Below are 21,923 nucleotides of genomic sequence, written 5' to 3' on the forward strand. Positions count from 1 at the left end.
CAGTCGACCCAGGATCGAGTCGTAGCGCAGCAGGTGCGCCAACGTGGCATTGTCGGTGAGGTCGTTCACGCCGACGATCTCGATGTCCGCGCCACTGGCCAGCACGGCGCGGAAGAAGTTTCGACCGATCCGGCCGAAGCCGTTGATGCCTACGCGGATGGCCACCTGTGGGTCTCCTCCGAAGTGCCGGTCAGGGGTGTCTTGACTTTACCGCCCGGCGTCGACGCACCGTCATCCGCCGGTCGCCGGCGCCTCCCCGGACGGACTCGCGGACGAAACCGGACAAAACACCCGGGTTTGTCCAATTTGGTTGCAGGCGTCCGATTCGCGGCGGATCGTGAGCGTCAGGCGGCCACAGGGGAAGGGCATTCCATGGGCATTCGGGGTCGGTTCGGCGCCACCGTCGCAGCACTCGCCCTGGGGCTGGCCGGTCTCACCGTCAGCTCCCCAACCGCATCCGCCGCCGGACCGGCGGGAGCTTCGGTCAAGCCCGAGGTCACCTCGGTCAAGGTCGGCCCGTTCCTGCTGCCGCCCGCCCCGTTGGGCACCGCGCCGAATCAAAACCGGGTGTTGCCGCAGATCGCCAAGCCGTGCTCGGACTGCTTCATCACCTCGGTGGTGCCGCACCTGGTCTACGCCGACGGCAGCAACGCGGACATGGACACCGGGGTGATGCTGCATCACCTGGTGATCGTCGAGCCGGGCAAGACCGACGTCACCTGCGCGCGCACCAAGGGCATCGGGGCCGCGGGTCGGCGCATCTTCGCCTCGGGCAACGAGCGCACCCCGATCACGCTGCCGGACGGCTTCGGCTTCAAGGTGGGCGACGAGCGCTGGGCCGGGATCATCGAACTGATGAACCACAGCGACCAGCCGAAGACCGTCTACTTCACCGCCGACGTGACCCACGTGCCGGCGAGCACGCCCGGCATGAAGCCGGTGACCCCGGTCTGGCTGGACGTCAACAACTGCTCGGACTCGCAGTACTCGGTGCCCGCCGGCAAGAACGCCACCCCGTGGAACTGGACGTCCACGATCACCGGGCGCATCGTCGCGGCCGGCGGGCACGTGCACCCCGGTGGCCAGGGTGTGACGTTGGATAACGCCACCACCTCCCAGCGCATCTGCTCCTCGCGCGCGTCCTACGGCATGGACGGCATGGACATGCAGGGCATGAGTGAGATGGCCGGCATGAAGGCCATGGACGGCATGGTCACCAAGATGTCCACCTGCAGCTGGGACAGCCTCGGCGTGCTGCACAGGGGCGACGATTTGCGCCTGACCAGCATCTATGACGCCCCACACGCCCTGCACGGCGTTATGGGCATCATGCTCATTGCCGTCTACGAGACCAACGACCTCACCGGCGGCACCAAGGCGCCGGCCAGTATGCGTCGGACCCCGGACACCAAGGTCCCGGCCGACGTCGCCGACGACGAGGGCGGTCACGACCACCCGATGTCGTAGCTGATGTCATCCGCCTCGACCACAAAACGAGGCCCGCTGGTGGTCGAGGCAGATGACGTCAGCCCGGTGTTACGGGTGTTACGGGACGAGCATGTCCGGGGTGAGCGAGGCCTCGGTGTCCGGGATGCCGAGGTCGGCGGCCTTCTTGTCGGCCATGGCCAGCAGTCGGCGGATACGCCCGGCGATGGCGTCCTTCGTCAGCACCGGGTCGGACAGCGCGCCGAGTTCCTCGAGGCTGGCCTGCTTGTGCTCCACCCGTAGCCGGCCGGCCGCGGCCAGGTGCTCGGGCACCTCGTCGGCGAGGATCTCCAGGGCCCGGGCCACTCGGGCGCCGGCCGCCACCGCGGCGCGGGCCGAGCGACGCAGGTTGGCGTCGTCGAAGTTGGCCAGCCGGTTGGCGGTGGCGCGCACCTCGCGGCGCATCCGCCGTTCCTCCCACGCCAGCACGCTCTGGTGCGCACCGAGGCGGGTGAGCAGCGCGCCGATGGCGTCGCCGTCGCGGACGACCACGCGGTCCACCCCGCGTACCTCGCGGGCCTTGGCCGCGACGCCGAGCCGACGGGCCGCGCCGACCAACGCCAGCGCCGCCTCCGGACCCGGACAGGTGATCTCCATCGCGGAGGACCGCCCCGGCTCGGTCAGCGAACCGTGCGCGAGGAACGCCCCACGCCAGGCCGCCTCGGCGTCACACATCGATCCGGACACCACCTGCGGCGGCAGCCCACGCACCGGGCGGCCCCGACCGTCCACCAAACCGGTCTGCCGGGCCAGCGCCTCGCCGGCTGCCACCACGCGGACCACCCAACGGCTACCCCGACGCAACCCACCGGGCGCCATCACGGCCACCTCGGAGGGATGCCCGAAGATCTCCGCGATGTCCTTGCGCAGCCGTCGCGCGACCGACCCGGTATCGAGTTCGGCCTCCACCACGATGCGTCCACCGACCAGGTGCAACCCGCCGGCGAAGCGCAGCGTCGAGGAGACTTCTGCCTTACGACAACAGGGTTTTGTCACCGAGAGTCGGCTGAGTTCGTCTTTCACGGATGCGGTCATCGCCATCTACCGCACACCGCCACTGGTTCGAGCGCCCCCGCGCGGTCCCGTCATGCCCCGATCCTGCCACGCATGAAGATGCGACGGTACGCCGCTGCCAAGAGTCGCGGATCGTGACGTGGTGTTCCGTCGCCCAAAGCCACCGGTTCCAGGATCAACTCAGCACCCATGGAGCTCGCCGTTTTGCGCAACGCCTCGCGATCGGTGACCGCCGCCGGATCGGCGAGTACGACGTCAAGGCGCAGGTCGGGGGCGTGTTCGGCGAGTACCTCGAGATGACGCTGTGGGGAAAAGCCGGTTGTCTCCCCCTGCTGCGCCTCGAGATTGAGGGCCACCGCCCGACCCGCCGACGTGGTGCACAAGGCCGCGGCAAGTTCGGGCACCAAAAGGTGCGGCAGCACGCTGGTGAACCATGATCCCGGCCCCAGCACCACCCACTCCGCCTCCCGGATGGCCGCGACCGCCTCCGGACAGGCGGGTGGATTCGGCGGCAGCAGACCGATGTTGACCACCCGGCCCCGGGTCGTGGCCACTGCGAACTGCCCACGCACGGCGGTGATCCGGTCGGGCACCGCCGGGTCCAGGCCGGCCACCGCGGCGGTGATGTCCAACGGCACCGAGGCCATCGGCAGCACCCGACCGCGCGCGCCGAGCAGTCGGCCCACCCAGTCCAGACCGGCCACCGGGTCGTCGAGCAACTCCCACAGCGCGACAATCAACACGTTGCCGACGGCGTGATTGTGCAGGTCCCCGGCCGCCCGGAAGCGGTGTTGCACCACGCGGCTCCAGGTGGCACCCCACTCGTCGTCGCCGCACAACGCGGCCAGCGCCATGCGCAGGTCACCGGGCGGCAGCACGCCGAGGTCGCGGCGCAGTCGCCCGCTGGAACCGCCGTCGTCGGCAACGGTGACCACTGCGGTGAGCGCGTCGGTGACCCGACGCAACGCGGTCAGCGAGACCGCCAAACCGTGACCGCCGCCGAGGGCGACCACCCGCGGGCCCTGGCGCTCGGGCGCGGGCCTCATCCTGGTGTGGGGTGCGACGAGTTCACTGTGACCATGGTTCGCTCGCTGCGCTCGCTCACTCTCGTCCCATGTCGCGGTGCACCACCCGGGTGGCCGGCCCGGTCGCGCTCAACCGCGTTCCGATCTCCTCGGCCATCGCCACGCTGCGGTGCTTGCCGCCGGTGCAGCCCACCGCCAACGTCACGTAACGCTTCCCCTCCCGGCGGTACCCCTCGATCACGTTGGTCAGCAGCGCGAGATATCCGGTGAGGAACTCGTACGCCCCCGGCCGGGACATCACGTACTTGCGCACCTCCGGGTCCAGCCCGGTGTAATCGCGCAGCTCCGGCACCCAGTGCGGGTTGGGCAGAAACCGGCAATCGACGACGAGATCGGCGTCCACCGGCAGCCCGTACTTGTAGCCGAAGGACACCACGGTGATCGACATCGTCGGGTCCATGCCGCCGCTGAACGCCTCGTCGATGCGTTCGCGCAGTTGGTGGACGTTCAACGTGGTGGTGTCGATGACGTGATCGGCGCGGCCGCGCAGGTCGCGCAGCAGCGCGCGCTCGGCGGCGATGCCGTCGGTGACCCGGCCGTCCTCCTGCAGCGGGTGCGGCCGGCGGACGTTCTCGAAGCGGCGGACCAGCGCGCCGTCGGAGGCCTCCAGGAACACGATGCGCAGCAGCACGGCGCGGGCTTCGAGCTCCTCCAGGGCTTCGCGCAGGGTGTCGAAGAAGGCCCCGCCGCGCACGTCGACCACCGCGGCGATGTTCGGCACGGTGCCCTTGGTGCGCACGCCGAGCTCGACCAGCGGCGCGAGCAGGGCCGGCGGCAGGTTGTCGACCACGAACCAGCCCAGGTCCTCCAGCGCGTTGGCCGCGGTGCTCCGGCCCGCGCCGGACATGCCGGTGATGATGGTCAGCGCGATCGGGGCGCCGGGCTGGGCGCCCTCGCTCCCTGCGGACACGCTCACTCCTCCGCGTCGGTGGTGTCGTCGAAGTTGATCATGACGCCGGTGGCGGTGTTAAGGGCCGGGGCTTGACCCGGAAGGGTGGCGAGCGCGGCATGCACCGCGGCCGCGGTGCGCGGGCCGAAGCCGGGCACCGCCGCGATGTCGTCCACGCCGGCCGCCCGCAGCTTGCGCAGCGAGCCGAAATGCTTGAGCAACACCGCCCGCTTGCGCTCCCCCAGACCAGGCACGTTGTCCAACGCGCTGGTCACCATCGACCGGGAGCGGCGCTGGCGGTGGTGGGTGATCGCGAAGCGGTGCGCCTCGTCGCGGACCCGCTGCAACAGGTACAGCCCCTCGGACTGCCGGGGCAGAATGACGGGGTCGACGACGTCGGGCAGCCAGACCTCCTCCAGCCGCTTGGCCAGCCCGCACAGCGCGACGTCGTTGACACCCAGCGCGGCCAGCGCGGCCGCGGCCGCGGCGACCTGCGGGGCGCCGCCGTCCACCACCACGAGGTTCGGTGGGTAGGCGAACTTGCGCGGCTTACCGGTCTCGGGATCCAGCGGGGAGGCGCTGGGGTCCTCCGCGCCCGCCGCGCGCTCCTCCAGGTAGCGGCGGAACCGACGGGTGATCACCTCGGCGATGGCGGCCACGTCGTTCTGCCCCTCGACCCCGCGGATGAGAAACCGGCGGTACTCGCTCTTGCGGGCCAGGCCGTCCTCGAACACCACCATCGACGCGACCACTTCGGTGCCCTGCAGGTTGGACACGTCGAAGCACTCGATGCGCAGTGGGGCGTCGTCCAGCGCCAGGGCGTCCTGGATCTCCTGCAGCGCCACGGACCGGGTGGTCAGGTCCGAGGCGCGCTTGGTCTTGTGCTGCACGAGGACCTCGGCGGCATTGCGCGCGACGGTCTCCATCAGCGCTTTCTTGTCCCCCCGTTGCGGCACCCGCAGGTGAACCCGGGTGCCGCGGGTGGTTTCCAGCCATTCGGTCAGCGCAGCCGCGTCGGCGGGCAACTCGGGGACGAGCACCTCGCGGGGCACGGCCTGCGCCCCCTGCACCGCGTCTCCGTAGAGCTGTTGCACGAAGTGCTCGACGAGGTCTCCGGTGGTCACGTCCTCAACCTTGTCCACCACGAAGCCGCGCCGGCCGCGTACCCGCCCATCCCGTACGTGGAAGACCTGAATGGCGGCCTCCAGGGCGTCGTCGGCGAGCGCGATGACGTCCGCGTCGGTGCCGTCGCCGAGCACCACGGCGTTGCGCTCCACCGCCTTGCGCAGCGCCCCGATGTCGTCCCGGATCCGGGCGGCCCGCTCGTACTCCAGCTCCGCGGCGGCCGCGGCCATTTCCTTCTCCAACCGGCGCAGGTAGGTCGCCGTCTGCCCGGCCATGAAGTCGCAGAAGTCCTCCACAATCCGCCGGTGCTCGGCGGCCGAGACCCGACCCACACAGGGCGCGGAGCACTTGTCGATGTAGCCGAGCAGGCACGGCCGACCGGCGATGGCCGCACGACGGAACACGCCGGCCGAACAGGTGCGCGCCGGAAACACCCTCAACAACAGATCGAGGGTTTCCCGGATCGCCCAGGCATGGGCGTAAGGGCCGAAGTAGCGCACGCCCTTCTTGCGCGGCCCGCGCATCACCAGCAGCCGCGGGTACTCCTCGTCGAGGGTCACCGCCAGGCTCGGGTAGGACTTGTCGTCGCGGTAGCGGACGTTGAACCGCGGGTCGTACTCCTTGATCCAGGAGTACTCCAGTTGCAGCGCCTCGACCTCGGTGTTGACCACCGTCCAGTCGACCTTGGCCGCGGTGGTGACCATGGTCTGGGTGCGCGGGTGCAGCGCCGTGAGGTCCTGGAAGTAGGAGCCGAGCCGGGACCGCAGGCTTTTCGCCTTGCCGACGTAGATGACCCGGCCGGTGGCGTCGGAGAACCGGTACACGCCGGGCGAGTCCGGGATCTCCCCCGGCCTCGGACGGTAGGTCGCCGGGTCAGCCACGACCCGAGATTATGCGGTGAGGGAGACGTTTCCGCCGGAGACGCTGACGTTCTTGCTGGGCAACGGCTGCTGGGCGGGCCCGTGCACGACGGAGCCGTCGTTGATGGAGTACTTGCTGCCGTGACAGGGACAGTTGATGGTGCCGTCGGAGACGTCGGAGACCGTGCAGCCCTCGTGGGTGCAGATCGCACTGAACCCCTGGTAGCTGCCCGCGGTGGGTTGGGTCACCACGACCTTCTGCGCGTCGTAGATCTGTCCGCCGCCGACCGGGATGTCCGAGGACGCCCCGAGCGCCTCGCCACCGGAACTGCTCGAACCGCTGTCGCTTGCCGATGCGCTCGGTGACGGGCTGCCCTCGGTGGGGGCCGCCGCCGTCGGCGTGGAGCCGCCGGTGTCGCCGCCGGACGGGGCGCGCACCGCACCGCTGTCCGAGGACGAGCCGCCACATCCGGCCAGCGCGCCTACCGCTCCCAGCGCCAGTGCTCCGCGCAGCACGGTGCGCCGCGCAGGGTGCGCCGGCAGCGTCGGGTCGTCGTGTTCGGGCATGGGCTGGTCTCCTGTCGTGAGCTTCCGCGGCGGTCCCGCGACAGGGTATTCGGCCCCGATTAGCGCACGGTTGGCTGCCGGGACGCCATCACCGCAGACGGCATCCCGGCGGCCGCAGATCAGACCTCGTAGACCTTGCCCCCCGCGACCTGGACCTTCTTCTTCGGCAGCGCCACCGTGGCGGGACCGCCGAGCGGGTGCCCGTCCGTGATCGAGAACGAGCTGTTGTGACACCCACAGTTGATCGTGCCACCGTCGCAGTCGGCCAGGACGCACTCCTGATGGGTGCAGACCGCGCTGAAGGCGAGGAACTCGCCCTTCTTGGGCTGGGTGACCACGATCTTCTGGTCGTCGAAGATCTTGCCGCCGTTGACCGGAATGTCCGAAGTCGGGCCGAGCTCCGTGCCCTTGGGCTTCACCGCCGCGGCCGTGGTGGCCTTGGGCTTCGCCTCCGCGCTTGCGGTGGCCTTGGGCGTCGACTTGGCCTTGGCCTTGGCCTTCTTCTTCGCCGCCGCGGTCGGCGACGGAGTGCTCTCCGGGGCCGCAGCGCCGGCGTCCGCCGGGGTCTGCGCCGCCGCATTGCTGTCCGAGGACGAGCCGCCGCAGCCGGCCAGGACACCAGCTGCCCCCAAAGCCAGTGCCCCGCGCAGCACGGTGCGGCGCGGAGGCTGCCCGGGAAGTGTCAGATCGTCGTCGTGCTCGGGCATGGAGATGGCCCTCCTGTCGTCGGGTGGTGCCATAGCGGCATCCCGGACAGGTTATGCGAGGACCATCACGGAACGGTTGCCTACAGGTCCCGGGACGCCAATTCGAAACATGGCGTCCCGGGGAGTTTGCAGGGTCAGCCAGCGGTGATCTTGCCCTTGACGATCTTGACCTTCTTCTTGGGCAGGGGCACGGTGGCCGGGCCGCCCTGCGGGGCGCCGGTCGTGAAGTCGAACGAGCTGTTGTGACACCCGCAGTTAATCTTGCCGCCGTCACAGTCGGCCACGACGCACTGCTGGTGCGTGCAGACCGCGCTGAACGCATGCCACTGGCCCTTCTTGGGCTGGGTGACCACGATCTTCTGCGCGTCATAGATCTTGCCCTGGCCGACCGGGACGTCCGAGACCGGGCCCAGCGGCTTGAGGCCGCCCTCGGTGCTCACCGGATACGCGGCGGCGACGTCGCCGTCCTCGCGCTTGTACAGGTCGGACTTTCCGGTCGGGTTCGGCTGCTCGGCGGCGCGGGCTGTGCCGGCGCCCAGCGGTGCAACGGCGGCCAGTCCGGCCACTGCAGCAGCACCACGAATCACCGTGCGGCGGGCGGGCGACGAAGCGTGTTCGTCGCTGATGTCATGGGGGTTCGGGGACTCAGTCATGGGCTTAAGAATAAATCGGACAAATCGCTAGAACAAGAGGTGAGGACTCGGCCGTATGGCTTTTTACGTCGGTCGTGGCCCGCGCATTCATCATGAGTTCACCTTGTCAAGTTGGCGTTGCACGTAACGCGTTTCCGCTGTCCTCATTGGGGTAGACACGGCCGCAATTTGCCGACATCGGGAGGTGCCTACTTACGGGAGAGCAACGGAGCCAGGAAACGTCCGGTGTGACTCTTCGAGCACTTGGCGACCTGCTCGGGAGTGCCGGCGACCACCACGGTGCCGCCGCCGGCGCCGCCCTCCGGACCCATGTCGATGATCCAATCCGCGGTTTTCACCACGTCCAAGTTGTGCTCGATAACGATCACCGAGTTGCCCTTGTCGACCAGCGAGGTGAGCACGCCGAGCAATTTGCGCACATCCTCGAAATGCAGGCCGGTGGTCGGCTCATCGAGCACATAGACGGTCCGCCCGGTGGCCCGCTTCTGTAGTTCGGAAGCGAGTTTGACGCGCTGCGCCTCGCCGCCGGAAAGAGTCGGCGCGGGCTGACCGAGACGCACATAGCCCAAGCCGACCTGCACCAGCGTCTGCAGGTGTCGGGAGATCGCCGGGATGGCCTCGAAGAACTCCGCGGCCTCCTCGATCGGCATGTCCAGAACCTCGGCGATGGTCTTGCCCTTGTAATGCACCTCGAGGGTTTCCCGGTTGTACCGGGCGCCCTGACAGACCTCGCACGGCACGTACACGTCCGGCAAGAAATTCATTTCGATCTTGATGGTGCCGTCGCCGGCGCAGGCCTCGCAGCGTCCGCCCTTGACGTTGAAGGAGAACCGGCCGGGCAGGTAGCCGCGGACCTTAGCCTCCTGGGTCTGGGCGAACAGCTTGCGGATGTTGTCGAACACCCCGGTGTAGGTGGCCGGGTTGGACCGCGGGGTGCGTCCGATCGGTGACTGGTCAACGTGGATGGCCTTATCGACGTGCTCCAGGCCGTCGATGCGAATGTGTCGACCCGGGACCTCCCGGGCGTTGTACAGGTGCCTGGCCAACGCGTTGTAGAGGATGTCGTTGACCAGGCTGGATTTGCCCGACCCGGACACCCCGGTGATCGCGACGAAGCAACCCAGCGGGAAAGACACCGTGATGTCCTGCAGGTTGTGTTCACGCGCCCCACGGACCGTCAGTTCCCACCCCTTCTGCGGCTTGCGCCGGGTCCTGGGTACCGGGATGGCACGGCGACCGGACAGGTAAGCCGCGGTCAGCGAGTCCTCGGTGGCGAGCAGATCCCGGTAGGGACCGGAGAACACGATCTGCCCGCCGTGTTCACCGGCGCCGGGCCCGATGTCCACCACCCAGTCCGCGGTGCGGATGGTGTCCTCGTCGTGCTCGACCACGATCAGCGTGTTGCCCAACCCCCGCAGCCGGATCAACGTGTCGATCAGCCGGTGGTTGTCCCGCTGGTGCAACCCGATGGACGGCTCGTCGAGCACATACAGCACGCCGACCAAACCCGAGCCGATCTGGGTGGCCAACCGGATGCGCTGCGCCTCGCCACCGGCCAGGGTGCCCGCGGCCCGATCCAGACTCAGGTAGTCCAGCCCGACGTCGAGCAGGAAACCCAGCCGCGCGTTGACCTCCTTGAGCACCCGCTCGGCGATCTGCCGCTCCCGCGGGCTCAACTCCAGCTCGCGCAGGAATTCCGCGCAGCCGGCGATCGGCAACGAGGCCACCTCGGCGATCGACCGTCCGCCCAGGGTGACCGCCAACGACACCGGCTTGAGCCGGGCACCCCCACAGGCCGGGCACGGCACCTCGCGCATGTAGCCGGCGAACCGGTCCCGGCTGGCGTCGCTCTCCGCCTCCGCGTGACGCCGGCTCACCCACGGGATCACGCCCTCGAAACCGGTGTAGTACGAGCGCACCCGCCCGTAGCGGTTCTTGTACTTCACGTGCACCTGGTGGTTGTGGCCCTCCAGGATCGCCTTGCGGGCCTTGGCGGGCAGCTTCTGCCACGGAGTGTCCGTGCGGAAGCCGAGTGCCTCGCCCAACGCGGCGATCAGCCGGCCGAAGTACTCCGCGGTGTGCGCCGAGGCCCACGGCGCGACGGCGCCCTCATCCAGCGACTTCGACGGGTCCGGCACCACCAGCTCCGGGTCCACCTCCATCCGCGTGCCCAGGCCGGTGCAGTCCGGGCAGGCGCCGAACGGGGAGTTGAAGGAGAACGAGCGGGGCTCCAACTCCTCGAAGTCCAGGTCGTCGTAGAGGCAGGCCAGATGCTCGGAGAACACCCGCTCGCGGTGCGGGTCGTCCTCGGGCAGGTCGACGAATTCCAGCGTGACCAGCCCACCGGACAGACCCAATGCGGTCTCCACCGAGTCGGTGAGCCGGCGCTTGGCCGAGGACTTCACCGCGAGGCGGTCCACGACCACCTCGATGGTGTGCTTCTCCTGCTTCTTCAGCGTCGGCGGTTCGGTCAGCGGGTACACCACCCCGTCCACCCGGGCCCGGGAATAACCCTTCGACACCAGGTCCCGGAACAGCTCGCCGTACTCCCCCTTGCGCTCCCGGATCACCGGGGCGAGCACCTGGAACCGGCTGCCCTCGTCGAGTTCCAGCACCCGGTCCACGATTTGCTGCGGGGTCTGCCGGGCGATCGGGCGACCACACACCGGGCAGTGCGGACGACCCGCGCGGGCGTAGAGCAACCGCAGGTAGTCGTAGACCTCGGTGATGGTGCCGACCGTCGAGCGCGGGTTGCGCGACGTGGACTTCTGGTCGATGGACACCGCGGGCGACAGGCCCTCGATGAAGTCGACATCGGGCTTGTCCATCTGGCCCAGGAATTGCCGTGCGTAGGCGGACAACGACTCCACGTACCGGCGCTGGCCCTCGGCGAAGATCGTGTCGAAGGCCAGGCTGGACTTGCCCGACCCACTCAGCCCCGTGAACACGATCAGGCTGTCCCGCGGCAGATCCAACGAGACGTCCTTGAGGTTGTGCTCGCGGGCACCCCGGACGATCAGCCGGTCGGCCACACCCACCCCTTCGACGACGCTGCTACTCCATGACACCGCGGCGGCCGGCGGGCCGCCGGAATCATCGTAGGCAAAGCCACCGACAAAGTTCCCGGACGGAGCAATCGCGACGACTCGGGCCGGTCCGGGCCGGCAGCCTCGTGATGATCATGGTCGGACTGTCTTTGGGGGACGGCATGCGCGGACTGACGCGCCGGTGGCGAGTGTTGGCCGTATCCGGGGTACTGGTGGCCGGGGTAATCGCACCGGCCGCAGCCGACTCCGGCCTGCCGGGCGTCCCACAGCTCGGCAGCAACCCCGTCTCGGCGCTGCTCGACCTGATCACCGACAACGGTGACGACGCCTTCCAACTGGGCTGCCGAGGCAACCTGATCGCACCCACGGACGACGGCTCCTCCCCCGCCGTGCCGCTTCCGTTCTCGCCGAACTTCTTCGGCACCCGCGGCCGGCTCTACGTCAACAACAACGGCAACGTGACCTTCGGCAGCGCGCGCCCTGACTTCCACTTCGATGACCTGTCCGCGGACACCGGCAACCCGATGATCGCGCCGTTCCTGGCCGACGTGGACACCCGTGACGTGTTCCACTCGCAGGCCGTCACCTACGGGGTGTCCACCGACCAGAAGGTGTTCTGCGCGGATTGGCCCGGCGTCGGTTCCTACAGCAACCATGGCGACAAGCTCGACAAATTCCGCCTGCTGCTGATCGACCGGTCCACCGACCCCGGCAACGCCCCCGGCGACTTCGACATCGTCATGGACTACGACTTCATCAACTGGGACACCGCGGACGCGAAGGCGCCGGCCGTCGCCGCCGTAGCGCGGGCCGGCTTCTCCGATGGCACCACCGCCTCCAACCACACGTTCCAATTGCCCGGCTCGGGCACGCCCGGCGCGTTCGGGGACAGCGGACCGAACTCGCTGGCCGAGCACAGCCTGGTCACCCACGACCAGCACGTGACGAAGCAGGCGGACGGCCGGTACGTCTTCGCGGTGCGCGGCGGGCAGCCGCTGCCCGCGGGTCAACCGCCGGAGGTCGCGGACATCACCATGCACACCGCGCAGGACGTCCCGCTGCAGGTGAAGGTTCCGGCCACCGATCCCGACGGGGACGTGATGGTGCTGCACTCGGCAACCGACGGCGAGCACGGCAAGGTGAACTGCGTCAGCGACCCCGAGGCGGCAACCGGCCCGATCCACTGCGCCTACACCCCGGCCGCGGACTTCCACGGCACGGACTCGTTCAAGGTCACCGTCGCCGACAGCCACGCCAACCAGGGCACCGGCACCGTCAACGTGGTGGTGGACGCGGTCAACACGCCGCCCACGGTGGTCACGCCGCAGAGCATGACCGTGTCGGTGACCCACACATCGACCCCGACCACATCGGCGACCAACGCACCGACGCCGGTCACCGGCAATGTGCTGACCGGAGCGAGCGACCCGAACGGCGACGCCGTGACGCTGACCGCACCGCTGACCCCCACGCCCACCGGGCACGGCAGCGTGGTTTGCACCGCCGACGGCCGGTGCACCTACACGCCGAACGCCACCTTCACCAAGGGCAGCACCGACACGTTCACCTTCACCGCCGCTGACGGCAAGGGCGCATCGACGTTCGGCACGGTGAACATCGCCGAGCACAACGATCCGCCGACCGCCGTCTTCGGGGCCCGACTGCAAACGGCGAGCAACTCCCTCACGGTGGCCTTCGACGGCTCCGGCTCACATGACCCGCAGGGGCCGGTTGCGAGCTACGCGTGGGACTTCGGCGACGGCAGCAGCGGCGTCGGGGTCAGCCCGGTGCACACCTACCCGCAACCGGGCATCTACCAGGTGCGGCTCACGGTGACCGACTCCGGCGGCCTCACCAACTCGGTCAGTCGGTCGGTCCGACTGATTGCGGGTAGTACGCCGGACCACGCCGGGACCGGCTCCGGCGACACCGGCGGCACCGACCCCGGTGACGCCAATCCCGGCAACGCCAACCCCGACAGCACCAATCCCGGTAGCGCCGGGCCCGACAGCACAAATCCCGGTAGCGCCGGGCCCGCCGGGCAGGTGCCCGATCACGGCCCCGCCACCAACCCGGGCAATGCTCCGAGCCATGCGCAGCCGCAGGGCCGCGATTCCGGAAAGAGCTCACACCGGAGTGCTCGCCACGACCGGCTGGAGCTGGTGAACACCGGCGGCCAGGGGTACAACATGCGCGGCACCGTCCGCGAGGGCGACTTCCGCATCGAGCGCGTGGACGGGCAGATCCGCCGGATTACCGGCACCGGGGAGTTCGGCGACGGCTCGTCGGTGACCTTCAACCTGCGCGTGCGCGACGACCACGCCTTCGGCACGATCGCGATTCGCGACAGCGATGGACGTCTCGACCGCTTCCGCGTGGACGGGGTGCGCATCGTTGATCACGGCGACACGGTGGAGGGGCACGCGAAGTATCGGGACAACGGCAGCCGCTTCGCCTTCGCCATTGAGGATCGACGCCACTGACCGGCACCGACCCGGGCCACACTGGGCGGCATGATCCAACCGCTCGACGCCGACACGGTGGCCCGGGTCGTCGCGCAGATCGACATCGCGACCAAGCGGTTCATCGATTCGGTGACCGCCCTGGATGACGTCGGCGTGCGTGCCCCGTCACTGCTGCCGGGATGGACCCGGGGCCATGTGGCCACCCACGTCGCACAGCGCAATGGCAATGAACAACCTGCTGCACACCGCCGGCACCGGCGAGGACCTGCCCGCCTATCCCAGCGCAGTGGCCCGCGCCGAGGCCATCTCCGCCGGCGCGAACCGACCGCCGGCGCCGTTGGCAGCCGACCTGACGGACACCGCGGCGGCGTACTCCACCGCGGTGCGGGGGCTCGCGCTGGACCGGTGGGACGTCGAGGCCGGTGAGAATCAGCGGGCCGCGGACTGCCCTGCTGGCCTGGGCGGCGGGGCGGTCGGCCGGGGACGGTCTGCAGTGCAGCGCGGACGTGCTGCCGATGCTGCCGCCGTGGCCGTGAAGAATGGGAGCTCCGGATCCGGGCAAGGAGGCCAACGTGCACACATATCACGGCAAGGTCAGCGTCGGCGGTCCGCCGGACGTCCGTGAACTGGCCGGGTTGATCATCACCAAGGTTGCGGTCGGCCCCATGGACAACAACTGCTACCTGCTGCGTTGCCGGGACTCCGGCGAGCAGCTCATGATCGACGCCGCCAACGACGCGCAGACGCTGCTGGGCATGCTGGGCGGTCCGCTGGAGCGGATCGTGACCACCCATCAGCACTACGACCACTGGCAGGCGCTCGGCGAGGTGACGAAGCGCACCGGCGCGCGGACCACCGCGCACACGCTGGACGCCGAGGGGATCCCGGTAGCCACGGACGACCTGGTCAACGACGGCGACGAGATCGCCGTCGGTCGGGTCAGCCTGAAGGCGATTCACCTGGTGGGCCACACCCCCGGCAGCATTGCCCTGCTCTACGACGACCCGAACGGCCACCCGCACCTGTTCACCGGCGACTGCCTGTTCCCCGGCGGCGTCGGGAACACCCAGAGCGACAGCGCGCGCTTCACTTCCCTCATCCACGACGTGGAGACCAAACTGTTCGGCGCCCTACCGGACGAGACCTGGGTCTACCCCGGCCACGGCGGGGACACCACACTGGGAACCGAGCGGCCGAACCTCGCGGAATGGCGGGCTCGCGGCTGGTAGCCCCGACAGGAGAAACAGCGATGTCCCCACACCCCAACGCGATCCGTATCCGTCAGATCTACCAGGCGCTGGGGGCAGGCGATGTGGGAGCTGTGCTGGAGGGCTTCGCCGCCGACACGCTGTTCCACATGCCGGGCTCGGGCGAGCTGGCCGGGGACCACAAGGGCCGCGACGGGGTGGCCAAGGTGGTCACTCATCTGATGGGGATCAGCGGCGGCACCATGGCCTTCGAAGTGCACGGCGTGTACGCCGACGCAGACCACGCCGCGGTCCATCTCCGGGAGACCGCCACCCGCGCCGCGGACGGAGCGGTGCTCGACGTCGAGGAGGTGCACCTGCTCGCGCTCGACGCCGACGGGCGCATCCGCGAGTTCTGGGATCTCCCCGCCGATCCGGACGCCCACAATGGCTTCTTCGAGGGCCGATAGCCCCGCGCCCCTGACAGTGCGTCACAAGGCTACGGTCTTGGGATCATGCTCCGGGTGAGGCGACCGTGAGGCCGAGGCCGCGAGCGGCGGCGATCAAGCGGTGGTCGTAGGCGATCAGAATGTCGGCGGCGACCCGGAGCGCCATCGTCAGATGCAGGGCATCCAAGCTGCGCAGGCCGGGGCCGGGGAGGATTCCGGCCTCCCGAAACACGGAGCGCGGCAGGTCGATCAGATCGAACCGCGACAGCACGTCGGTCGCCAGGGCTTGGTCCAACTCCAACCGCACCGCCATCCGCCGCAGTTCGGTCTCCGCCAGGGCACTCGACATTCGTTCATCGGACGCGGGCAGACCATCCAGATACGCCTTCAGCGCGGCCGTTTCCGCTTCGGCGACAAGCAGTTTCGCCGCGGCCGAGGTCTCGATGTAGTGCCTCACCGCTCCCCGCGCAGTTCGTCGAGCACGTCCCCGGTCCCCTCGGCCCGCGGCACGCTCTCGATGTTGGCGAACGGCCGATGGTCGGTGGCACGGCGCACGCTGAGGGGTTCCGGACCGGCGGGGGTCAGCAGGGCGACCACCTCACCGTGGTTGGTGATCTCGAAGGAAGCTCCCTCGGCAACGGCACGCAGTATTTCCGCGCTGCGATTGCGCAGATCGCGGTGCGCAATCTGTTCAGTCACGGCGGCCTCCTTCCCGTAGCAATCGTAGCACTTGCCCTCGTCCGGATACGACACGAACCCCCGGACCGCAGGCGGCCGGGGGTTCGATGGTGTTCGGGTGGGCTCAGTCGTCGACGAGGGTCAGCGCCTCGGTGGGGCAACCGTCGATCGCTTCCTGAACCACGTCCATCTGGTCGTCCGAAGGATGCTCGCAGAGCACCGTCATCGAGCCGTCCGGCTGGATCTCGAACACGTCCGGTGCGGCGGCCTCGCACATGCCGAGGCCGGTGCACCGGTTGCGGTCGACGACGATCTTCTTAGGCACTACGCGTCTCCGGGGTCCTGTGCTTCTCAGGCGTGAAGGCAAAATCGAGGTGCGTGATCCCGCGCATGAAGTTCGTACCGAGGTATGTCGGGTTCGACGCCTTGAAGTCCGGGATCCGGGTGAGGATCTCGAAGAACAGCGCCCGCAGCATCGACTTCGCCAGGTTGCTGCCGAGGCAGAAGTGTACGCCGCCACCCCCGAACCCACAGTGCGGGTTCGGGTCGCGAGCGAGGTTCATCTCCCCCGGGTTCTCGAACGCCGTCTCGTCCCGGTTGCCCGAGCCGTAGAAGAACACCACCTTGTCGCCGGGCATGATCTGCTGCCCACACAACTCGGTCTCCACGATCGCGGTGCGCCGGAAGGTCATCACCACCGTGCCGAAGCGGATGAACTCCTCGATCGCGCCGTCGATGCGGCCCTCGAAATCCTCCATCAGCCAGGCGCGTTGTTCGGGCTGACTGGTCATGCCCAACACGGCGTAGCTCGAGGTGTGCTTGGTGGTGTCGGTGGCGGCCACCGACATCAGCACGAAGAACGCTCCCAGTTGCGCCTCGTCCAACTTCTCGCCGTCGATCTCGGCCTGCACCAGCGCGGTGAACAGGTCATCGGTGGGGTTGCGCAGCCGCTCCTCGTACATCTCCCCGGCGATCTCGTGCAGCATCGAGGCGGCCTCGATCTGCACCTCGTCCGGCGCGCGACCCTGCAGGATCTCCGGGTCCGCCCAGGCGACGATGCCCTGGGCGGCGGTGATGGTGTCCTCCCACCGGTCCCGGGGCACGCCCATGATCTCGCAGAAGGTGATCATGGGCAGTTTCTCGGCCAGGTCGACAGCGAAGTCGATCCGGCCCGCCTGCGCGATGTCGTCCACCAGCTGCTTGGCCGTCTGCCTGATCTTGTCCTCCATGCGCCGCACCTGCTTGGGCGTGAACGCGCTGGAGACCAGCTTGCGCAGCTTGTTGTGCATCGGGTTGTCCATGGCCAGGAACGACTGCGTCATGGTCAGGAAGATCTTGGGCAGCATGTCGAAAATGACGCCCTGACCGGAGATGTAGACCTCGGAGTTCCGGCTGACCTCGTTGATCTCCTTCAACCGGGTCAACGCCCAATAGCCGGGGTCGTCGGGGTCCGGGGTCACCGCGTCCTCGACCGGTCGCTGCCAGGACACCGGGCGCTGCTCGCGCAGCATGCGGAAGTGCTTGTCCTGCTCCGCGAACTCCATCTTCCAGAACGCCGAGGACGACACGTCGATCTCGTCGTAGTCGGGCTTGTTCTCCGACGTGGCCGGGAGAAAGGCGGTGTCGTCACCCTCGTCCCAGTCAACCTCGTCGATCAGGGCGTTGCTCATCGATGGGCTCCTCGCGACGGGATGCCCGCGGAGTTCAGCTGCCGCCGTCCTTCTCGGCAACGAGCTCGCGGTACATCGGGAACAACGGCTTGGTCAGCGGCACCAGCTTGAGGATCTTGTTGACCGGCCCCTTGGCCTTGACCTGACCCTTGGCCAGACCCACGGCGAGGTTGTAGTCGCCCCGCCAGAACTTGTCCGCGATATCCGCGGGCATGGCCAGGGTGACGTCCGCGGCGTCCTCCACCGGACCGGCGACGACCTGCATCGGGTCGCGCATGATGACGTTCATCTCGACGTCGGGGTCGGTGTAGAGCACGCGCATCACGAGATTCGCGGCCTTCATCTTCTCCCCGACCTCCGGGTGGTCGGCAGCCAGACGGAAAACGCCGCCGATGTACTTGTCGACCTCATTGGCGTCCGCGAAGTACGGCATGGGAGGTGCTCCTCTCGGAGCCCGGGGACCGCAGCCGGGGTGGCGGGGCGGAAACACCGGGCGTCAGACAGAATTCAACAGGAATGCGCAGGTCGCAATGCGAGAGGGGCACCGCCTCCGTCGTCCGACAGAGGCATTTCTGCCCTCCGACAGACGCCGAGGAGTCCGACGATCGACGCCATTGCCTATCAGGGTGAGCCCGGCTCCAACTCGCAGTTGGCTGCCGCACAGGCCTGGCCGGACCATCCGACCGCGCCGTACCCCACGTTCGAGGACGTGTTCACCGCGCTGATCGAGGGTGACGTGGACCGGGCGCTGATCCCGATCGAGAACTCGCTGGCGGGCCGGGTGGCCGACATCCACCACCTGCTGCCCACCTCAGGGCTCTACATGATCGGCGAGCACTTCCTGCCCATCCAGTTCCACCTGATGGCGCTGCCGGGCGTCACCGTCGAAAAGCTGACCAGCGTGCACTCGCACGTGCACGCGCTGGGCCAGTGCCGCAAGGTGATCCGGCGTCTGGGCCTGCGCCCGGTGGTCGCCGGGGACACCGCCGGGGCAGCCCGGGAGATCGCCGAACTCGGCGACCCGAGCGCGGCCGCGCTGGCCCCGGAACCGGCCGCGGCGCTGTACGGGCTGGACATCCTGGAGCGCAACGTCGAGGACGAGACGCACAACACCACCCGGTTCGTGCTGCTGGCCCGCGACCCGATCGACGTCGCGGTGGATCACCCGGAGGTGGTGACCTGTTTCGTGTTCCGGGTGCGCAACATCCCGGCAGCGCTGTACAAGGCGCTGGGCGGGTTCGCCACCAACGCGGTGAACATGACCAAGCTCGAGTCCTACATGGTCGACGGGCAGTTCAGCGCCACCCAGTTTTACGCCGAGGTGGACGGCCACCCGAAGAGCCCGCCACTGCGCCGGGCGCTGGAGGAGCTGAGCTTCTTCGCCGCCGAACTGCGCATGCTCGGCACCTTCCCGGCTTCTCCCCTGCGCCGCGACCTCGTGCTCGGCGGGTAAGAATGAACAGGTGAAGGACGCCCGGGTACCGCGACCGCGTCGCCGGCGGGGGCAACCGCCGGCGTATGACGTGGTCACGCCGACGCCGAGCCAGGAGCACCTGGAGAACATTCGGCGGCGGCAGAAGCGCTACTACCGGGTCATGGTGCCGTGCATCATCCTGGTGGCGTTCGGCTTCTTTGTGCCGGCTCCCACCCCGATCCGCCTGGTCGCCTTGGGCATCGCCGCGGTCATGCCGCCGATCGCGGCGATCGTCGGCAATATATGATGACCCGTCAGGCCGCGGCCGCCTCGATCCGGTCGGTGAACTCCAGCACGGTGCGGGCAACCAGTTCCGGGTTGTCGTAGATCGGCACGTGCCCGGCGCCGGTCAGCCGCACCAGATCCACGTTGGGCAGCAGGGCCTGGTAGGGCACCCCGTAGCGCTCCCAGGGAATCGTGCGGTCCTTGATCGGCCAGGCGATCCGCACCGGGCAGTCCTGCGGCATGGTCAGCTTGGCCAGCGAGCCCGTGCTGGTGAGGTTCTCCAGCAGCCCGTCGAGGATGGTGCACGCGGCGAGGTCTTCGAACATGCCGGTCATCTCCTCGGCCGGGACCAGGTCGGCACGGTCCATCGCCTGGCGGAACAACGCCCTGCGCACCCCGGGACGGGCGGTCAGCTTGTGCACCCAAGGCTTGTTGCTGCGCCGGGCCAGCTTGAGCAGCCGGCCCACCCGGGCCAGGTCCCGCGGTTTGGTCCAGCAACCGGCCGGCGCGAACGCGACCACAGACGCGCCCCGGCCGCGCTGGCCGAGTTCCAACGCCAGCCAACCGCCGAGGGAGTTGCCGACCAGGTGGGCGCGCTTGACGCCCGCCTCGTCGAGTTGCTTCTCCATGTCGTCGGCCAGCATCTCGATGCCGACCGGCCCGGCCGGGATGGCCGTCCCGCCATGGTGCCCGGCCATGGTCACCGCCAGCACCTCGTGGTTGCGCGCCAGCAACGGGATCACCGGCCGCCAGGTCCGCCACGACCCGTTCAGCCCGTGCAAGAGCACGATCGGGGTGCCGCTGCCCTCGCGATGCAGGTGCGTCAGTTCGGCCACGGTGGCTCCTCTCCGCGGCCGACGGTCGGCCTGTGCCGGACACCGTAGCCGGACCCGTACCGTGAGCCCCATGAGCGGGTTGTTGGACACATTCGAGCGGCGCACGATCCGCACCCCGGACACCGAGATCGCGGTGCGGGTGGCGGGCCAGGGACCGGGGTTGTTGTTACTGCACGGGTACCCGCAGACGGGGGTGATGTGGCACCACATCGCTCCGCGGCTGGCCGAGCGGTTCACCACGGTGGTACCCGATCTGCGCGGTTACGGCGCCAGCGGCAAGCCGAACGGATCGCCCGGCGGTTCGCTGTACAGCAAGCGAGTGATGGCGGCCGACCAGGTCGCGGTGATGCGTGAGCTCGGCTTCGAGCAGTTCGCGCTGGTCGGGCACGACCGGGGCGCGCGGGTCGGGCACCGGCTGACGCTGGATCACCCCGACGCGGTGGTGCGCCTGGCGGTGCTGGACATCGTGCCCACCCGACACGTGTTCCGCTGCGCGGACGAGATCATGGCCCGGGTGTACTTCCACTGGTTCTTCCTCAGCCAACAGTTCGATCTGCCGGAGCGGCTGATCGGCGCCGACCCGGAGTACTTCCTGCGCTGGTGCTTGAGCCGGTGGAGCTCGGACGAGGCCACCTTTCACCCGGACGCGTTCGCGGAGTATCTGCACGCGTTCGTGCAGCCGGACACCGTGCACGCCACCTGCGAGGACTACCGGGCCGGGGCCGGCATCGACCTCGAGCACGACGAGGCCGATCTGGACCAGCGCATCAGCTGCCCGGTGCTGGCGTTGTGGGGCGCGAACGGGTTCGTCGGCCGGGCCTACGACCCGCTCGCCGTGTGGCGGGAACGCGGCACCGACGTGCGCGGGCACAGCGTGCCCGGCGGCCATTTCCTGCCGGAGGAAGCACCCGAGGAGACCCTCGCGGCCCTGCTCCCCTTCCTTACGGAGTAGGCGAAGCCGTCGCCGTAGGGGTGGCGCTCGTGGACCGGCTCGCGGTGTCCGACGGTGTCGGACCCGGGCCGCTGGACGCGGTCGCGGTCGGCGTCGGGGTCGGTGCTGGCGAAGTGGTCGGCGTCGTCACCGGGCGCCCCGCGAACACGTCGGTGATCATCATCGCCATCCGACCCGCCGCCTCACCGAACGCCGGGCCGCCCTTGTCCTGACGTCCCGTCAGATCAGTAAGGGCCTGGAGCACGACGCGCCGCTGTCCGGAGTCGACCCACGGCGCCCGGTCGAACTCGTCGGCCAGTTCCCGCGCGGTGCGGGCCAGCACCAGGTCGGTGCCGCCGGCGCCCACCGAGGTGGCCTCGGCGTGCAGGCTGATCACCTGCAGCCCGGAGGCGGTGTCCTTGGCGTCGTTGCGCACACTCGCGACCCGGTCGTCCACGGTCGGCGCGGACAACCGCCCGAGGCCGGCTCCGATTCCCAGCCCCACCACCGCCGTGGCCGTGGCGATCAGCGCCAGTCGCCGACGGCGGCGGGACTGCGGAACGTAGAGCGCCATGA

At 69.1% G+C, this 21,923-nt stretch carries 24 protein-coding genes; 8 read left to right on the forward strand and 16 right to left on the reverse strand.

Annotated features, from left to right (window positions below; translation table 11 throughout):
* The coding region (locus tag VGJ14_06725; GenBank protein HEY2832101.1) for a glyceraldehyde 3-phosphate dehydrogenase NAD-binding domain-containing protein at positions 1-165 on the reverse strand (165 nt) is incomplete at its 3' end.
* A 207-nt stretch (positions 166-372) separates the two neighbouring features.
* On the opposite strand from VGJ14_06725, the gene VGJ14_06730 reads away from it, so the two are divergent.
* Positions 373-1,467: a hypothetical protein gene (locus VGJ14_06730; GenBank protein HEY2832102.1), complete on the forward strand. Its 1,095-nt coding sequence runs from the start codon at positions 373-375 to the stop codon at positions 1,465-1,467.
* Positions 1,468-1,545: 78 nt separating this feature from the next.
* Here the strand turns inward: VGJ14_06730 and whiA are convergent, their stop codons facing one another.
* From whiA to uvrA, 8 genes are all read right to left on the reverse strand, one after another.
* Positions 1,546-2,520 (reverse strand): DNA-binding protein WhiA, encoded by a 975-nt coding sequence (whiA, locus tag VGJ14_06735; protein ID HEY2832103.1) that lies wholly within the window; start codon positions 2,518-2,520, stop codon positions 1,546-1,548.
* A 50-nt stretch (positions 2,521-2,570) separates the two neighbouring features.
* Positions 2,571-3,545, reverse strand: coding sequence for a uridine diphosphate-N-acetylglucosamine-binding protein YvcK (gene yvcK, locus VGJ14_06740; GenBank protein HEY2832104.1), 975 nt, complete (start codon positions 3,543-3,545; stop codon positions 2,571-2,573).
* A 55-nt stretch (positions 3,546-3,600) separates the two neighbouring features.
* Positions 3,601-4,494 carry an RNase adapter RapZ gene (rapZ, locus tag VGJ14_06745; GenBank protein HEY2832105.1) on the reverse strand — a complete coding sequence of 298 codons (894 nt, stop codon included), beginning with the start codon at positions 4,492-4,494 and terminating at the stop codon, positions 3,601-3,603.
* 2 nt (positions 4,495-4,496) lie between these two features.
* Positions 4,497-6,479, reverse strand: coding sequence for an excinuclease ABC subunit UvrC (uvrC, locus tag VGJ14_06750; GenBank protein ID HEY2832106.1), 1,983 nt, complete (start codon positions 6,477-6,479; stop codon positions 4,497-4,499).
* Between the two features lie 9 nt (positions 6,480-6,488).
* Complete coding sequence (locus tag VGJ14_06755) at positions 6,489-7,025, reverse strand: Rieske (2Fe-2S) protein (protein ID HEY2832107.1); 537 nt, start codon at positions 7,023-7,025, stop codon at positions 6,489-6,491.
* A 119-nt stretch (positions 7,026-7,144) separates the two neighbouring features.
* On the reverse strand, positions 7,145-7,732 hold the full coding sequence (locus VGJ14_06760) for a Rieske (2Fe-2S) protein (GenBank protein ID HEY2832108.1): 588 nt from the start codon (positions 7,730-7,732) through the stop codon (positions 7,145-7,147).
* A 134-nt stretch (positions 7,733-7,866) separates the two neighbouring features.
* The gene (locus tag VGJ14_06765) at positions 7,867-8,385 is read right to left on the reverse strand and encodes a Rieske (2Fe-2S) protein (protein ID HEY2832109.1); all 519 of its coding nucleotides are present in this window, start codon (positions 8,383-8,385) and stop codon (positions 7,867-7,869) included.
* Between the two features lie 188 nt (positions 8,386-8,573).
* On the reverse strand, positions 8,574-11,417 hold the full coding sequence (uvrA, locus tag VGJ14_06770; protein ID HEY2832110.1) for an excinuclease ABC subunit UvrA: 2,844 nt from the start codon (positions 11,415-11,417) through the stop codon (positions 8,574-8,576).
* 149 nt (positions 11,418-11,566) lie between these two features.
* On the opposite strand from uvrA, the gene VGJ14_06775 reads away from it, so the two are divergent.
* From VGJ14_06775 to VGJ14_06790, 4 genes are all read left to right on the forward strand, one after another.
* On the forward strand, positions 11,567-13,915 hold the full coding sequence (locus tag VGJ14_06775) for a PKD domain-containing protein (GenBank protein HEY2832111.1): 2,349 nt from the start codon (positions 11,567-11,569) through the stop codon (positions 13,913-13,915).
* Between the two features lie 208 nt (positions 13,916-14,123).
* Positions 14,124-14,522 carry a hypothetical protein gene (locus VGJ14_06780; protein ID HEY2832112.1) on the forward strand — a complete coding sequence of 133 codons (399 nt, stop codon included), beginning with the start codon at positions 14,124-14,126 and terminating at the stop codon, positions 14,520-14,522.
* Positions 14,470-15,126: an MBL fold metallo-hydrolase gene (locus tag VGJ14_06785; GenBank protein HEY2832113.1), complete on the forward strand. Its 657-nt coding sequence runs from the start codon at positions 14,470-14,472 to the stop codon at positions 15,124-15,126. The genes VGJ14_06780 and VGJ14_06785 overlap by 53 nt, the downstream gene beginning before the upstream one ends.
* A gap of 20 nt (positions 15,127-15,146) precedes the next feature.
* Entirely contained in the window at positions 15,147-15,554 is a 408-nt protein-coding gene (locus VGJ14_06790; GenBank protein ID HEY2832114.1) for a nuclear transport factor 2 family protein, read from the forward strand.
* 43 nt (positions 15,555-15,597) lie between these two features.
* Here the strand turns inward: VGJ14_06790 and VGJ14_06795 are convergent, their stop codons facing one another.
* The 5 genes from VGJ14_06795 to VGJ14_06815 all read right to left on the reverse strand — a co-directional run bounded on the left by VGJ14_06795 (position 15,598) and on the right by VGJ14_06815 (position 18,314).
* The gene (locus VGJ14_06795) at positions 15,598-15,990 is read right to left on the reverse strand and encodes a type II toxin-antitoxin system VapC family toxin (protein ID HEY2832115.1); all 393 of its coding nucleotides are present in this window, start codon (positions 15,988-15,990) and stop codon (positions 15,598-15,600) included.
* The gene (locus VGJ14_06800; protein ID HEY2832116.1) at positions 15,987-16,232 is read right to left on the reverse strand and encodes a type II toxin-antitoxin system prevent-host-death family antitoxin; all 246 of its coding nucleotides are present in this window, start codon (positions 16,230-16,232) and stop codon (positions 15,987-15,989) included. Before VGJ14_06800 ends, VGJ14_06795 begins: the two co-directional genes overlap by 4 nt.
* A gap of 103 nt (positions 16,233-16,335) precedes the next feature.
* The gene (locus VGJ14_06805) at positions 16,336-16,536 is read right to left on the reverse strand and encodes a ferredoxin (GenBank protein HEY2832117.1); all 201 of its coding nucleotides are present in this window, start codon (positions 16,534-16,536) and stop codon (positions 16,336-16,338) included.
* Positions 16,529-17,881: a cytochrome P450 gene (locus VGJ14_06810; GenBank protein ID HEY2832118.1), complete on the reverse strand. Its 1,353-nt coding sequence runs from the start codon at positions 17,879-17,881 to the stop codon at positions 16,529-16,531. Before VGJ14_06810 ends, VGJ14_06805 begins: the two co-directional genes overlap by 8 nt.
* A gap of 34 nt (positions 17,882-17,915) precedes the next feature.
* A complete protein-coding gene (locus tag VGJ14_06815) occupies positions 17,916-18,314 on the reverse strand; it encodes a hypothetical protein (GenBank protein ID HEY2832119.1) in 399 nt (132 codons plus the stop codon).
* Positions 18,315-18,494: 180 nt separating this feature from the next.
* Here VGJ14_06815 and VGJ14_06820 point away from each other — a divergent pair, with 180 nt between their 5' ends.
* Both VGJ14_06820 and VGJ14_06825 read left to right on the forward strand, forming a co-directional pair.
* Positions 18,495-19,334 carry a prephenate dehydratase gene (locus VGJ14_06820; protein ID HEY2832120.1) on the forward strand — a complete coding sequence of 280 codons (840 nt, stop codon included), beginning with the start codon at positions 18,495-18,497 and terminating at the stop codon, positions 19,332-19,334.
* Positions 19,335-19,344: 10 nt separating this feature from the next.
* Positions 19,345-19,602 carry a DUF3099 domain-containing protein gene (locus tag VGJ14_06825; protein ID HEY2832121.1) on the forward strand — a complete coding sequence of 86 codons (258 nt, stop codon included), beginning with the start codon at positions 19,345-19,347 and terminating at the stop codon, positions 19,600-19,602.
* A gap of 7 nt (positions 19,603-19,609) precedes the next feature.
* Here VGJ14_06825 and VGJ14_06830 read toward each other — a convergent pair whose 3' ends face one another.
* Complete coding sequence (locus VGJ14_06830; GenBank protein HEY2832122.1) at positions 19,610-20,416, reverse strand: alpha/beta fold hydrolase; 807 nt, start codon at positions 20,414-20,416, stop codon at positions 19,610-19,612.
* A 70-nt stretch (positions 20,417-20,486) separates the two neighbouring features.
* On the opposite strand from VGJ14_06830, the gene VGJ14_06835 reads away from it, so the two are divergent.
* Entirely contained in the window at positions 20,487-21,368 is an 882-nt protein-coding gene (locus VGJ14_06835) for an alpha/beta hydrolase (protein ID HEY2832123.1), read from the forward strand.
* Here the strand turns inward: VGJ14_06835 and VGJ14_06840 are convergent.
* Positions 21,358-21,921 carry a hypothetical protein gene (locus tag VGJ14_06840; GenBank protein HEY2832124.1) on the reverse strand — a complete coding sequence of 188 codons (564 nt, stop codon included), beginning with the start codon at positions 21,919-21,921 and terminating at the stop codon, positions 21,358-21,360. The genes VGJ14_06835 and VGJ14_06840 overlap by 11 nt on opposite strands.
* Positions 21,922-21,923: the final 2 nt, after the last annotated feature.

Source organism: Sporichthyaceae bacterium, from assembly GCA_036493475.1.
Lineage (GTDB): Bacteria > Actinomycetota > Actinomycetes > Sporichthyales > Sporichthyaceae > DASQPJ01.